The organism is Alicyclobacillus acidoterrestris, from assembly GCF_022674245.1.
Classification (GTDB): domain Bacteria; phylum Bacillota; class Bacilli; order Alicyclobacillales; family Alicyclobacillaceae; genus Alicyclobacillus; species Alicyclobacillus acidoterrestris.
Window position 1 is genome coordinate 2,077,501 of the sequence record NZ_CP080467.1, and the last position, 14,301, is coordinate 2,091,801.

Sequence of the window (14,301 nt, forward strand, 5' to 3'; positions counted from 1 at the left end):
AGAATTCGATTTTTCACCGTTTCTCGCACATATATAGTGTACGAACTATCAATGGAACACTATATATAGTGTCAAATGCGTTGTGAACGTTAATTCTGCAAAACGCTCATTAGTATTTCACGGGTGAGCGGTTGGAAAGCGGTTACCTGTGGAGTTGCAGAGATGGGTTGATTCCCTGAGCGGTACAGTGGGAGCGGAAGTCATATCATTCAGTCATCTGAGGAGGAATGTAAGGTGTCCCGTACAAGTCCAGTGGCTCAAACGCAATCCATGGCTGCCAAGAGGCGTACACGTTTTCGGTACACGATTATGTCGCTGATTGTTCTGATGACCATGATTAATTACATTGATCGTGGTGCAATTTCGTATGCCTCAGAGCCGATTATTCGCCTGTTTCACTTAGACGAGTCGTCATGGGGCGAGGTGCTTGGGTATTTCGGTTATGGTTACATGGTCGGCTCTATCTTTGGCGGCATTCTGTCGGATAAAAAGGGGCCTAAGTTCGTTTGGATTGTCGCTGGGAGTCTTTGGTCACTCTTTGAGATTTTGATGGCGTTTGCAGGGAATATCGGGATTGTTGTGTTTGGCGGATCGGCCTTGGCTGGATTTGCCGTCATTCGCATTCTGTTTGGCGTATCGGAGGGGCCGCTGTTCTCGACGATGAACAAAACGGTGGCCAACTGGGCTGCGCCAAAGGAAAAAGGATTTATGCAGTCATTCGGTTTGTTTGGCGTGCCGTTTGGCTCGCTCATCACTGCGCCGATTGCCGTCGGGCTTTTGTCTATCACCTCGTGGCAGACGACATTTGTGATTCTTGGCCTGCTTGGGGTCGTCTGGGTAATCGTTTGGTCGAAAGTTTTTCGAAACCGTCCAGAGGACCATCCTCGTGTGAGTAAAGCGGAATTGGACACCATTCGATCCGGCCAGGACGTACTATCACAGGAAGCCACGTTAGCCGAATCCGAACAGCAGCAGATTCCGTGGTATCATTTTTTTAAGAATCCAACACTGATTTGCAACGCAATTGGGTATTTTGCGTTTCAGTACGTTAACTTTTTGATTCTCACTTGGACACCTAAGTACTTGCAAGACACGTTTCACTACGCTTTGTCGAACTTGTGGTACATGGGGATGATCCCGTGGATTGGCGCATGTATTACGGTGCTTTTGGGTGGGCGCATATCCGATGCACTGCGTAAGCGCACGGGCAATCTGCGAATCGCTCGGTCGGGGTTGGCCGTGGGTTCGCTCGTGTTAACGGCCGCCTGCTTCTTAATCATCCCTGCAGTGCACAGCGTGTCAGCCGTGTTATTGCTGATGGCAATTGGCAACGCGTTTAACTTTTTGCCGAACTCCGTGTATTGGGCAGTCGTCATTGATACGGAGCCTGCAAAGGCCGGTAGTTTCGGTGGCGTGACGCACTTTATTACGAACATCGCAACGGTGATTGCGCCTACGTTGACAGGATTTCTGGTCGCTGCCAGTGGCTATAACGCAATGTTTGTCGCTGCTGCTGTGGCTTCGGTGATCGGTATGCTCGCGATGGTTTTTGTGAAGCCCGGGAAACGACGGTCAACCGTGCAGCAGCGCGGATAATGGGAGGTTGAATGGATTGGAACAATTCGAAATCGCAGTGATTCCTGGCGACGGGATTGGCAAGGAAGTCGTTCCGGCGGCGATTCGGGTGTTGGAGGCTGTCGCCGACATTCACGGAGGATTGGGCTTTCGGTGGACATCGTTTCCTTGGAGTTGTGATTACTATTTGAAGCACGGCGTGATGATGCCAGAGGACGGGATTGAGACCTTAAAAGGCTTCCATCAGATTTTCTTGGGTGCGGTGGGGATGCCGAGGTTGGTGCCGGATCACGTTTCCCTGTGGGGACTCCTTATCAAAATTCGCCGAGAACTGCACCAGTCTATCAACGTGCGGCCAGCGAAATTGCTGAGAGGCTTAACATCGCCACTACGAGACCCTGGTGAGTTTGATCTCGTCGTCGTTCGCGAAAATTCGGAGGGGGAGTACTCCGAGATTGGCGGGCGGATGCACCGAGGTGCAGATGAGATGGCGATGCAGACCGCCGTATTCACCCGTAAAGCGACAGAGCGTGCAATGCACTACGCATTTGAGTTGGCTAGTCGTCGCCGGAAGCACGTCACGAGTGCGACCAAGTCCAATGGGATTTCCCACAGCATGCCGTTTTGGGATGATGTGTTTCAGGATGTAGCACAAGCGCATCCCGAGATTGCTACAAGCAAGCACCACATCGATGCCCTTGCGGCGTTTTTTGTGATGAAGCCACAGATGTTTGACGTGATCGTCGCGTCGAATTTGTTTGGAGATATCTTGACCGATCTCGGTGGCGCCATTATGGGCAGCATTGGCATTGCCCCGGCTGCGAATTTAAACGTCGAGCGGTCATATCCATCGATGTTTGAGCCTGTGCATGGGTCTGCGCCGGACATCGCGGGACAGGGAATTGCGAATCCGCTTGGTCAAATTTGGACGGGGAAAATGATGCTCGATTTCCTAGGCTTTGAGGAGATGGGCACACTCGTTCTCAAAGCCATGGAAGCTACGCTAGCGAGTGGCGTGAAAACGCCAGACTTGGGGGGTAAGGCGACGACCACCGAGGTGACCGACGAAGTGATTGCGTATTTACGCAGGCGCGCATGATGCATCCGTTATTCGGGGGAGGGATACTTGGCGCTCACGGTCGCTGTTTTTTGTGTATTCCAGGCATCGTCATTGTGACATCGCCCGTGTTGGGTTACGCTACATAGGGCTGTCTACGAGACAGGGGCTTATCACCTTCCATCGTCCATACGGATTGGACGAACGGGCCTTACTGTGGATTTCGGAACGATGCAGGGGGAAAAACATTGATTCAAATTGTTATCGCAGACGCAGACGATGGAAAACAGATTCACAAGTGGCTGCGGTTGTTGCTGCCGGGCATGCCGTTGTCTGGTATTCACAAGTTTATTCGAACCGGTCGCATCAAGGTCAATGGCAAGCGTGGAAAGCGAGACACGGTGCTTCATGCGGGAGATACCGTGAACTTGTATATGACTGATGAGGACTATGCGGCATCTCGGAAGCCAAAACGAGAGAAGTATGCTGGGGTAAAGTCAAACGTCGACGTGCGCTACGAAAACGATGAAGTCGTGATTGTGAATAAACCGGCAGGCATATTGGTCCACGCCGCAGACGGCGATTATTCCTCGACACTGCAGGCGCAAGTGGAGGCGTATGTTTATCGCAAGCGCGATGCAGTGGAGGGGCAGGCGTTTACACCTGCTCCCGTGCACCGCTTGGATAGAAACACGACAGGGCTCGTCATCTTTGCCAAGACGTCGCGTGCGGCGCGTGAGTTGGCTGAGGCGTTTCAATCGGGGCGCATTGAGAAGACGTATTTGGCACTCGTTACAGGGACTGTGCAAAAGGCGGGTCGAGTCACCGCGGCACTCGCTCGGGTTTCCGATGAAGTGACAGCGGTGACGGCACAGGGAAAAGAGAGCGCGACGAATTACACGCCCATTTCCTCCGCCAGTGGCACGACGTTGATGAAAATTCGCCTCGAGACAGGGCGAACACACCAAATTCGAGCACATATGGCGCACATTCACCACCCGCTGGTGGGCGATGTGAAGTACGGTGCGCGAAGGGAGCGAGGAAACAGCACGTTTTACTTGCATGCGGCCCAGCTCAAAAAAGACGGGGATTTCAGCGTCACTGCACCAATGCCGAGGGCGTTCGCCGCGAAATTGCAGGCGCTTGGATACGACCTTGCAAATCTTGACGGGAAACTCTGAAGATAGTCTTCGTCAGGATATCTGTCGTTTGCCGTGCGAATGTGTATGGTGGCGCTTTACCTGTTTAATTTGTGTGTTGCGCGATGACGTCCGGGACAGGTACAGGTATACCCGTTTCGGGGTGTACCGTGACAATGACGAAGACGGCCTCGCTAATCAGATGGCCGTTCGTACCCGTGATACGCTGCTTCATGCGAAAACTTTTGCGACCAATTTGCGACACCCAGGAGGTGATTGTCAATTGGTCGTTTTGTTTTGCGGGAGATCGGTAATCTACCTCCGCCCGTGCGACGACGGTGATGACACCCGCCTCGCGCAACGTGTCGTACGGTAAGCCATGCTGCTCATACCAGTCTTCGCGGCCCCATTCGTAATACTCTAGGTACTTGGCGTTGTTGACGTGGCCATTGACATCTATTTCTGTACTCCGTACGAGAATTGTGATTTGAGTCACTGCCATGTTCATACCTCTTTCTCGTTCATTCAAACGCATCGTGAACCCAGCTCTTATGGATACATTGTACCAGTCGGGGAAGGGTAACTGTATCAAGCCCCTGAGAGTGAGGAGTGGTGACGATGCACAGACAGCGTTCTGTGTGGTTCGTGATGACCACGACAGCCATTTTGTGCGGTTTCGCACTAGCCGCGCGGTCCCCAAGCGTAGCGGCCAAGTCCACGATGACACAGGCGGCGCTGCAACCGTTGTATGAGGAGTATGGAGACAAATATCATGTTCCGTGGACACTCTTAGCGGCCATTGACCGCTATGCAGAACTGGAGAAGACCAAGGCGGATAAAGAACAGGCCCCATATTACGGGTTTGCATTTCACCCATCGACCTGGTCTGGGATTGGCAATCCAGAGGCGTTCGACGTTTCGCCGGCGAGCATTGCGATGTTCTCCGGGATTGGCCGCGATTCAAATGGGGATCAACTGGCGTTGCCGTGGGATCAGGCGGATAGGATTCAGTCCCTGGCGTATTGGTTGCACGAAGAGACGCGGATGGATGATGGGGACGAGGAATTGGCGGTGTGGAATTTGTTTCAAGATCCGATGGCGATGGACAGGGTCTTCGCTTATTCCGAGATCTTTGAACACTTTGGCCTGTCGGCGAACGCACACTGTTTTCCCCTAGACAAGCGCTATAACTATACGGTGAAACATAGTTTTGGTGCGGCGAGAAGCTGGGGCGGCCGGCGTTCGCACGAAGGCGTGGACATTTTCGCTGACTACGGAACACCGGTATTGGCGTGCAGTTATGGTTTTGTCGAGCTGAAAGGTTGGAATCGTTTTGGTGGTTGGCGGGTTGGAATCCGTGACGCCAATAATCTGTACTATTATTACGCGCATTTATCTTCATTTTCACAGGGATTGGAACAGGGTGATCTGGTTCGCCCGGGCCAAGTGATTGGCTATGTTGGCAGCACGGGCTATGGACCGCCAGGGACATCGGGGAAGTTTCCGCCCCATTTACACTTTGGTATCTATAAGGACACGGGCACACACGAGTGGGCGTTTAATCCATCTGGTTACTTGTTGCAGTGGCAGCGTCAGAAGCAAGTCATTTGGAATCACGAACAATCTTCGACGGAATCGAACAATAGTTGATCACCCCCGATAAAACAACCTACAATGATACGGAGTGTGTTATTGTAGGAGGGGCAACGACGATGAATCACATGGACGAGGAAGCAAGAACGGTACGCAGGCCAAACACGAGTGCGTGAGTGCATGCGTACCTTTTTCTGCGTCTAAATAAATCATGACCTGTTGCCTGTAAGAGGAGCTGAGAAGAAGCTGTGGAAGGTAAACCAGCGCGACTATCGCGAACGGTGATGACAGATCTGGTACTCCCGCAAGACACGAACCATTATGGAACGATTTTTGGCGGCAGAGTGATGGCGTATGTCGACAAGATTGCGGCGATTACCGCGATGCGCCACGCGCGGAAACCGGTTGTCACGGTGTCGAGTGACAGCTTCGATTTTCTTGCGCCGGTGAAACTAGGGGAGGCCATCTCGTTAGAGGCGTTTGTCACCTACACGCATAATACGTCGATTGAGGTGTTCGTCAAAATTCAGTCGGAAAATCTGATGACTGGCGAAGTGACGACCACCGGATCATCGTACCTGACGTTTGTGGCGGTTGATGAAAACGGAGAGAAAAACCCAGTCCCTCCGGTGATTCCGGAAACGGACGAGGAACGTATGCACTTTGACACAGCACCTGAGCGTAGAAGGCTGCGTATTGAGCGAAAACAAGAGAGAACGCGCCGCATGTTACCGCCAGAGACTTGATGCGGCGAAATAGGACAGGGGCAGCACGAAATTATTCAGGTGTACAGGAGTTGAAGTCATGCAAGATCAGGCGCACCTTGTCGCCGGCGAGTTGAACGGAGAGAAACCGTTCGGTGCGCGCGTAGCGAAGTGGTGTACATATTTACTCATTGCGTTTCCAATTGTGGATTACACGCTGCGATTGTCGGCGCTGCATTATTTAGGTTCCGTGTGGGACAAGGTTGTCTTGTTCATTCTCGCGGTCATCGCACTGAATCGCTACATCCGGGGGCACCGGCCGCGGGCATTTGGTTTCGCCAAGTTCGCAGGGTGGTACATTTTGTACTGCTTCGCGCTAATGGTGATTGGACTTTCGCACCCATCCATCGCTTTTGACGGGTTTCGAATGGATGTCTACTACATCTTGTTCGGGCTTTTGTTGCCGTTCTTGGTGGAGCCGCGGGACGTTCCGAAATTTCTTCACGCGGCTGCCGCGGTGGCGATTTTAATTGGTGTACACGGCGTGATCCAATATGTGATGGCGCCACAGATTCCGAGTGGCTGGGTAGACGTCACTGAACATGTGCGCACGCGCGTGTTCTCGGTACTCAAATCGCCAAACGAGTTGGGTGCCGCCATGGAAATGATGATTCCCATCGTTTTTGGATTGTGTATCTGGGAGCGCAACCGCGTACGCAAGTGGGTGTACGGTCTTGGCGGGCTGTTTTGTCTCTTAACCCTCTTCCTGACCGGAACGCGCGGCGCGTGGATGGGATTTGGTGCTGCACTGTTATTCATCGCTATCGTCTATGAGCGCAAGTTGCTGATTGTATTGGTGATTCTCGGTGTGATTGGGTTCTTTCTACCGCCCATCCATCACCGTGTCATGGATTTGTTTAACCCGGTGTACATGATTAAATCGGCGCAGGGTGGCCGGATTATTCGCTGGCAAACTGCGTTTGATGTCATGTCGGGGAATCCGTTGTTTGGGGCCGGGCTGGGTCGCTATGGCGGATCGGTCGCATCGACGCACGGCTACTCCATTTACTCAGACAACTATTACGCCAAAATTCTCGGTGAGTCGGGCCTGGTTGGACTCGTCCTGTTTGTGGCGATGCATATTGCGATTCTGCGCGAAATGATTGTGACGGTCGTCCGCCGTGCGAAGGGGCGGCAACGCTATCTCGCACTGGGTGGACTCGCAGGTGTGGTCGCGATTTTGGTCCATAACTGCGTGGAGAACGTATTTGAGTACGCACCGTCCCTCATGCTTTATTTTGTGATGGTAGGTTTGTTCTTGCTCTGGGGACGCAGTTTGGAGAATCAGGAGGTACAGCATGAAGAATAACCTTCTGAGACACGTTCTGCTCGTTGTTGGGTACATTGTCTGGGCAGTGCTTATCAACGCGCTCGGCGTTTGGATCATCGGTCCCCTAGTCAAGGACTTAGCGATTTACGGTGTATTGGCCGTCGTCGTATTGGCGATTTTGTGGCTGACGAGTATCTATCCCAAATACCGTCGCCGTTTCGTTACGTTTACCTTGTTTAGCTTATTGCTTGGACAAGGGTTGTCGTCACTGGCGTTCAGCAGTTTTGCAAAGACGCTCGTCGTGACCGTAGTCGTCAGTCTTGTCCTGTTTGTCGCGGCCCTGTGGTTTGGCAAAATCCGCTTTTTCCCGCTGCTGTTTGGTACGCTGGCCGTCATCGTGGCGAATGCTTGGCTGCCGTTTAGCGATTGGCCGTTTTTGACGCAGTTCCGGATTGTTCAACACAGTCGGCTGCATATCGACCCGCACAATCTAGCGGCGGCGCCATTCGACGTCGTGCATACCAAACAAGGGGATGCGTTGCTGACCGTCAGTGAATATATCCCGTCGGATGACTTGTTACAGCAACTCGTCCAGAACGCGACAGATTCGCCGGATGCTCTCCAAAATGTGCTCCAGACCGCACAAGGCGAGTATCGCTTTGTCGAAATTAAGCAAGTCGGGGGCCACATCGAGCAGGTGACAGCCACAGCGCAAGATTTGGCACAGGCCCATCCATTGAATCTGATTAAAACGTTTTTCCCGTTCCAGTTGGCGCACTGGTATGTTGCAGACGGCGAGATGAACGAGTATTTGTCTCCTTATCTCACCACCAATCAGGCTGTGCAGACCGCGTTGAATCCGGCGTCGTACGCGACGACGATGCAGGCGCTGAGCAACCAGGGCGTTCAGGAAGAACTCGAGAATTGGCAGTCGGCGCTCGCTCAATTGGGTGTTCAGGCGAAGCCGAGTGGTTGGCAGATTGCCGGCGGCAAATTGACGGGAACCTATCAGGGACAAGCCGTGTCGGTCTCCGTTTCCGCGACGAGTGTGGTCGGGATGGGGCACTTTACAACTCCGTCCGCAAATCAATTGCTGCTCGTCGGCAATAACAACCTTCAAGTATTCGATCTCGATGCACAAAAGGTAGTTGCCACGTATCAAGGCACACCGACAACACCTGTACCCAATGACGTGGTCGTCGGTCCGCTCGCACACGGTGGCGCAGACGCGATTTTTGTCAATGCTTCGCCCGCGTATATCTTGACACTGACTCCTGCGGGACAGTGGCACAAAGTGTATACGGCGACCAGCCCTTCCTTCCGGTTTGAAACAGTGCTGGATATGGGGCAAGGGGCAACGCAAATTGTGACGGATGATCCGTCGAAGGTGCGCAACGCGACGACGCGTTACTTCTCGGCGTATCGCTTTGTCCCTGGAGCAACCGGAAAACCGGGCCAATTGGAACGCGACTGGCGCGTCTTCCGGACCAACGTCGTCAACGTCACGCCTGTGTCGTTCTCGGATGGTACAGAGGATTTGGCTGTTGCGATATACGGCAGTGGAGAATACTTGATTCTGCACAAGTGGAACGTTCCAGTGCTGCCAATTTCGGCAGGGCTCTTCGGCATTGTCATCATTGCTGGCTGGGTGAATCGAATTCGTTTGTACAAGGGGGCGAAACAGGCATGAGTCGACGTGTTGTAGGATTTGGAACGATGGTCGTCATGCTCGCCCTGGCTGGGCTCACGGGGTGTACACCTGCGGTTCAAGTACCTTCGTCGAGTACGACGTCTACCGCGGTGACGGTGACGGCGAAAAATGTCTCCTGGACGCCGCTGACCAAAGCGGTGAGCCAGAGTACTTCCGCCAGCATGTACAAACTCGAGTCTGACGTCGAACTGAAAAATGGCAGCATGCATACGAGTTACACCGTGTACGGCACAGTCAATTTGCCGGACAGAGCTTCCATCAGTGTGCATGAAAACAACTTCAATGTAAGTTTTTATCAACAGGGGAAGGTCGCGTACGCAGATGAAACCAGCTCGTGGACGCAAACGGATCCGATTCAGGACCTTGGCTCGTTCAATAGCTATGCGCAACTCGTACAGACAGCGGCCGGAAAGCATTTGACACTCGAAAAGTTAAATCGCACTTTCGTAGTCGATGAATATTGTGATGTGTACCGGTTTACGATGCCCAATCAGTCGGTTCAACTGCCTGGATTCCTTCAGCAGGTTGCCGGAAACAACCGTTCGGCATTGGGCGCGAACGAGCCAATTCAGTACACGTTCTACGTGGGGCAGACGACAGGTTTCGTGCGCGAAGTGCAAACGGACTCCATTAACCCGGTAGATCAACTTGGCCCAGTGGTCACCGACACGTCGACGACGTTCTTTGATATTGACGAGCCTAAGGTCGCTGCCGTGAAAATTCCACAAACGCTGGTGAAACAGCTCGAAGGCAGTGCCCAGCAGTAAACCTGTGAACGGTTGCAAAGTGCTGGATTTGCGAGTAGAATGAGTTATGTAATCCATTCGCTGAGTTCCAATTTGGGAGCGGAGGAACCATGTTTTTGGGGTGAGTCGTGCGACGATGTCGCGCGTAGGGTTTCCTACACCCGAACCCGTCAGCTAACTCCGTAAGCGTCGTAGGTGCAATATGAGCTTTTCCAAAGCGGGACTTGGCTGAGATTGAAAAATTTCGGTCAAGGAGTTGGTTTTTGTGATTCGTAAGCCAGAGCTTCCAAACTATATGCGTGATATGGAAATCAAGCACGCATTGAAGAAACTGACATCTCGTGAATCCGCCAAGGTGACGGATGAGGTAGACGAGGTGAAGGTTCGTCCGACAGAGGAACGTTAATCGCCAAACGTCAAACCAGTACGCCACCTCCTAGCGAGGTGGCGTTTTTACATTATGCTTGGCATAATGGGCAGTTATATGTTAAACTACGTCGGGTGATTACAGTGGTCCTCTGCCAGCGTGATTTGGTACGAACACTTGTGTGAAGGGAGGTCTGGCCATGAATTTACTACGTTCAGTGGTCGAAGACCAAATCCGTGCGGATATTCCGGACTTCCGTCCTGGTGATACTGTGCGCGTGCACGTGAAAGTGCGCGAGGGTCAGCGCGAACGTATTCAGGTTTTCGAAGGCGTTGTGATTCGCCGTCGCGGATCTGGTATTAGCGCAACCTACACCGTCCGTAAGATTTCTTACGGCGTCGGCGTAGAGCGTACGTTCCCGCTGCACTCGCCGAAGATCGACAAGATTGAGGTAACCCGCCACGGTAAAGTTCGCCGTGCGAAGTTGCACTATCTGCGCGGTCGTTCCGGCAAAGCGGCTCGTATCAAAGAGATCCGCCGATAACTTACGGTACAATCGACGAAAATACGGAGGGGTTATCCCCTCCGTATTTTATATATCCGGCACAATTCAGATGTGCAGTAGCTGATTCAGGAGGTGGGACAGTTGACGATTCAATGGTATCCGGGCCATATGGCAAAAGCGCGGCGGATTATGGAGAGCAGGATTAAGCAGGTTGACGCCGTCATTGAACTGGTTGACGCACGTCTGCCAATCTCCAGCCGCAATCCAGTGTTACAGCAGTTGTCGACGCGCAAGCCTGGCATTATTGTGATGACGCGTGATGATTTGGCGGATCCGGAAGCGACACAAGCGTGGACGGACTATTTTGCGGAACACGATATGATTGCGGTGCCTGCCAATATCCTCTCGGGCGAGGGGCTTGGCCGCGTGAAGGATGCGCTGCACCGGGTGACGAGCGAGAAAGTTAATCGGGATAGGCAACGCGGTCTGAGGCGGACGATTATTCGAGCGATGGTCGTCGGTATTCCAAACGTCGGCAAATCCTCGTTCATCAACCGCACGGCGCGCAAGGCCGTGGCGAAGACCGGAAACCAGCCGGGGGTAACGCGACAAGAGCAGTGGGTCAAGATGGGCGATATAGAACTGCTTGATACGCCTGGTGTGCTATGGCCGAAAATTGACACGCCGGAACAGGGACTGCGGCTGGCTGTGAGCGGAGCAATTAAAGAGCAAATTTATAATGTGGAAGAGGCGGCTGCCTACTTTGTGGCTTATGCGAGCAGACGCTATCCGGAACAATTGAAACAGCGATATAAGTTAGCTGAATTGCCTGCAGTGGACTGGACGGACTTGCAAACGGTGTGGCCGCAAATTGCACCTGTTTTCGAAGCGATTGGCAGGCATCGTGGCATGCTGGCCCGTGGCGCGGAAGTCGATATTGAACGGGTGTCACGGATGCTTATCAAGGAAGTGCAAGATGGCGTTTTGGGCCGGTTGACGCTGGAGTGGCCGGGTGACGATGCGACGACGGACGAGGCTTGATGCGTTTCTTATGTAGCTTTTTCCATCTCCTTCGCTGGTATACTTTTTCACAAAACGATGCTGTTCATCTCCGCCTATCGCATGTAGACTGATACGTAGTCGGAGGTGGCTTCATGCGAGAGGGAAAAGTCGATGCATCACTCGCGCTGTGCTCACGGAATCGGTTTGACCGGGCAATGGCTGGCGCAAGTCTGTACGCAGGGGTGGATGAGGTCGGACGAGGGTGCCTAGCAGGTCCCGTCGTTGCGGCGGCGGTTATCCCGCCAACAGACGTGCATCGCTGGGAACTGGTGGATGATTCCAAGCGTTTGACGGAGCGCAAGCGCGAGGAACTCGCTAAGTTGATTCGCGAGACGGCCATCGCCGTCGGTATTGGTGTTGCAGAGGTCGGTGAAATTGACCAACTCAACATTCTGCGCGCAACACAATTGGCGATGGGACGAGCGGTTTCAAACTTGGCTCACCATGTAGAGATTTTGTTGGTGGATGGCATTTATGGAGCCAATAGTCCAGTGCCGTCTTTGCCTGTGGTCCGCGGGGACCATCGCTCGTTGGCGATTGGCGCTGCATCTATCGTTGCGAAGGTATTTCGCGATACATATATGAAACAATTGGATGCCGTCTACCCGCAGTACGGGTTTGCGGCAAATGTCGGATACGGCACGAAACAGCATCGAGCGGCGTTAGAGGCCTACGGGCCGACTGAGCATCACCGCATGAGTTTCGCACCGGTGCGTGAAGCGCAAACGATGCAAATGAGGTTGGTGTTACATGGATAGTCCATTGACAAGGCTCTCGTCATCTGTGACGGAGCCGTTGGCCAAGCTCGGTCGGTTAGACCCGGTGACGCGTGGCGGTCGGCAGCAGGTAGAAACGCCAGCGGACGGATCGGGAAAAGTACAGACACCGTCTACTACCGCCGTCCGCGGAACGGACGACCAGGTCTTTGCGCTCGAGCGACATGTGCCACTTGCGATTCTGCAAAACCCGCAATTGTTGAAGGCTGAATGGGCGTGGAAGTTGGTAGTCCTTCAACAATTGACGTTGGCAGACGGTTTGATGGCACAGGATGATACTGGAGAACCTGGCGTGCCGAATTCTCTGCCGAACCCTTTGTCGGTGCCGGACGAAGCCGCGCAGGCTGAAACGTCGCATGTGAGCTCGGCGGGTGCAGAAGCGCAGCAATCCGTTCCGACGCCCGCGTCACGTCCTGTGCCAGTGGCGGCTGGTGGTCAATCTGCGTCCGTCAACACAAACACGCCTTCGCCACAGGCTTCTGTTGCGCCGCAACAGGCTTCCGGAATGGAACAGGCTGAAGTGGTGGTGCGTCAACTTTGGAATCTACTGGCGACCGCGACGTCAGAAGCAAATCAGCGCGCATCGTCGGTCTCGATGAATTTTAAATCAGATCCGCCGATCCTGCCGTTTGCATCGATGGATGGAGGGACGATAGCCACTGCGTCCAACAAGCAAGAAGCGCATAAGCTCGAGACGTGGGTCGTGCAGGACAGGTTAGTTGCTTCGGTGCTAGACAATCCATATGAACGCGCAGGTGGCGGGTTGTTTTTCCTGCCGCCACAACCGGAGCAGACGCCGCCGTATCAGGCTGTGAAATGGAAAGCACAGAGGCAAACGAAAGTGGGCGCTGCAGGTAAACTGATTCACCGGTTGCGCATTGAACTGGACGTGCACGGGCGAGCATTGACTTGTATCGTGACAGCGCAGCGACCACAGTTGCTCGTGCATTTTGTCGGTGAAGATGTGCGGCTCCTGTCGCACCTCGAACGAGGTGGCGATGTGGTGGCGAAGCCTCTCGCTACTTGTGGTTGGGAACTGATTGGCTGGACTGTCGGCACCGAGGACGCAGAGGAGGGAGATGCCCGTTGAAGACGAGACGAGCGGTTGCGCTGCGTTATGAGCGCCATCGTGAAGAGGCGCCGCGCGTTGTTGCAAAAGGGGCAGGGGAAGTGGCTGAAGCAATCATTCAATCGGCTTCAGCGCACGACGTTCCTGTGATGGAGAATCAGCCACTCGTGGATGCCTTGATTGGGTTGGAAGTGGATAGTGTGATTCCAGCCGAGTTGTACCAGGCCGTGGCGGAGGTGCTGGCTTATGTCTATCAATTCGGGCAGAAGTCCAAGTAGCGTTGGGCGACAAGGGGAACGTATTGTCTGTGATTACCTACACAAATGTTTAGGGTGGGACGTGGTTGATCGCAATGTTCGAACACGCTTCGGCGAACTGGACATTGTCGCGCATACACCAGGCAAATATATTTTTGTCGAAGTCAAGACGCGTACGTCCGCTCGCTTTGGTTCGCCGATAGACGCTGTGACACCCCTGAAATCACTCCGCTTGATGCAACAATCTTGCGCTTACTTCGCCACACGAGCGATCGTTCCGGACGCCTTTGATATTTGCCTCGATGTCGTCGGGATCACCTTAGCGCGCGATAGTGGCGCGCTGACCTCCCTCGTGCACACTAGACTTCTTCCGTAGAATTTGCTGATTTTTTCGTGAATTTTCGAATAAG

16 protein-coding genes and 1 riboswitch are annotated in these 14,301 nt (G+C 53.4%); of the genes, 15 read left to right on the top strand and 1 reads right to left on the bottom strand.

Going from position 1 to position 14,301, the window contains the following annotated elements:
• Positions 1–270 precede the first annotated feature (270 nt).
• From K1I37_RS09810 to K1I37_RS09820, 3 genes are all read left to right on the top strand, one after another.
• Positions 271–1,596, top strand: coding sequence for an MFS transporter (locus K1I37_RS09810; protein WP_031218631.1), 1,326 nt, complete (start codon positions 271–273; stop codon positions 1,594–1,596).
• A gap of 16 nt (positions 1,597–1,612) precedes the next feature.
• The gene (locus K1I37_RS09815; RefSeq protein ID WP_021296520.1) at positions 1,613–2,674 is read left to right on the top strand and encodes a tartrate dehydrogenase; all 1,062 of its coding nucleotides are present in this window, start codon (positions 1,613–1,615) and stop codon (positions 2,672–2,674) included.
• Positions 2,675–2,880: 206 nt separating this feature from the next.
• Entirely contained in the window at positions 2,881–3,813 is a 933-nt protein-coding gene (locus K1I37_RS09820; RefSeq protein ID WP_021296519.1) for an RluA family pseudouridine synthase, read from the top strand.
• A gap of 64 nt (positions 3,814–3,877) precedes the next feature.
• On the opposite strand, the gene K1I37_RS09825 is transcribed toward K1I37_RS09820, so the two are convergent.
• On the bottom strand, positions 3,878–4,273 hold the full coding sequence (locus tag K1I37_RS09825) for an acyl-CoA thioesterase (RefSeq protein ID WP_021296518.1): 396 nt from the start codon (positions 4,271–4,273) through the stop codon (positions 3,878–3,880).
• Between the two features lie 116 nt (positions 4,274–4,389).
• On the opposite strand from K1I37_RS09825, the gene K1I37_RS09830 reads away from it, so the two are divergent.
• The 12 genes from K1I37_RS09830 (at position 4,390) to K1I37_RS09885 (ending at position 14,267) form a co-directional block, all read left to right on the top strand.
• A complete protein-coding gene (locus K1I37_RS09830; RefSeq protein WP_021296517.1) occupies positions 4,390–5,421 on the top strand; it encodes a M23 family metallopeptidase in 1,032 nt (343 codons plus the stop codon).
• A 191-nt stretch (positions 5,422–5,612) separates the two neighbouring features.
• Positions 5,613–6,110, top strand: a complete 498-nt coding sequence (locus K1I37_RS09835; protein WP_021296516.1) for an acyl-CoA thioesterase — start codon at positions 5,613–5,615, stop codon at positions 6,108–6,110.
• 58 nt (positions 6,111–6,168) lie between these two features.
• Positions 6,169–7,437, top strand: coding sequence for an O-antigen ligase family protein (locus K1I37_RS09840; RefSeq protein ID WP_021296515.1), 1,269 nt, complete (start codon positions 6,169–6,171; stop codon positions 7,435–7,437).
• On the top strand, positions 7,427–9,088 hold the full coding sequence (locus tag K1I37_RS09845; protein WP_021296514.1) for a hypothetical protein: 1,662 nt from the start codon (positions 7,427–7,429) through the stop codon (positions 9,086–9,088). Before K1I37_RS09840 ends, K1I37_RS09845 begins: the two co-directional genes overlap by 11 nt.
• Entirely contained in the window at positions 9,085–9,876 is a 792-nt protein-coding gene (locus K1I37_RS09850; RefSeq protein WP_021296513.1) for a hypothetical protein, read from the top strand. The genes K1I37_RS09845 and K1I37_RS09850 overlap by 4 nt, the downstream gene beginning before the upstream one ends.
• Before the next feature lie 48 nt (positions 9,877–9,924).
• Positions 9,925–10,059: riboswitch (cyclic di-AMP (ydaO/yuaA leader) on the top strand.
• A 61-nt stretch (positions 10,060–10,120) separates the two neighbouring features.
• A complete protein-coding gene (locus K1I37_RS09855; RefSeq protein ID WP_021296512.1) occupies positions 10,121–10,261 on the top strand; it encodes a hypothetical protein in 141 nt (46 codons plus the stop codon).
• A 160-nt stretch (positions 10,262–10,421) separates the two neighbouring features.
• Positions 10,422–10,766 carry a 50S ribosomal protein L19 gene (gene rplS, locus K1I37_RS09860; protein ID WP_021296511.1) on the top strand — a complete coding sequence of 115 codons (345 nt, stop codon included), beginning with the start codon at positions 10,422–10,424 and terminating at the stop codon, positions 10,764–10,766.
• Between the two features lie 93 nt (positions 10,767–10,859).
• Complete coding sequence (ylqF, locus tag K1I37_RS09865) at positions 10,860–11,768, top strand: ribosome biogenesis GTPase YlqF (protein ID WP_236613873.1); 909 nt, start codon at positions 10,860–10,862, stop codon at positions 11,766–11,768.
• Between the two features lie 113 nt (positions 11,769–11,881).
• Positions 11,882–12,547, top strand: coding sequence for a ribonuclease HII (locus tag K1I37_RS09870; RefSeq protein WP_021296509.1), 666 nt, complete (start codon positions 11,882–11,884; stop codon positions 12,545–12,547).
• A complete protein-coding gene (locus K1I37_RS09875; RefSeq protein WP_021296508.1) occupies positions 12,540–13,655 on the top strand; it encodes a hypothetical protein in 1,116 nt (371 codons plus the stop codon). Before K1I37_RS09870 ends, K1I37_RS09875 begins: the two co-directional genes overlap by 8 nt.
• Complete coding sequence (locus tag K1I37_RS09880) at positions 13,652–13,912, top strand: EscU/YscU/HrcU family type III secretion system export apparatus switch protein (protein WP_021296507.1); 261 nt, start codon at positions 13,652–13,654, stop codon at positions 13,910–13,912. The genes K1I37_RS09875 and K1I37_RS09880 overlap by 4 nt, the downstream gene beginning before the upstream one ends.
• Positions 13,881–14,267, top strand: coding sequence for a YraN family protein (locus K1I37_RS09885; protein ID WP_031218624.1), 387 nt, complete (start codon positions 13,881–13,883; stop codon positions 14,265–14,267). The genes K1I37_RS09880 and K1I37_RS09885 overlap by 32 nt, the downstream gene beginning before the upstream one ends.
• The last annotated feature ends 34 nt before the right edge of the window (positions 14,268–14,301 follow it).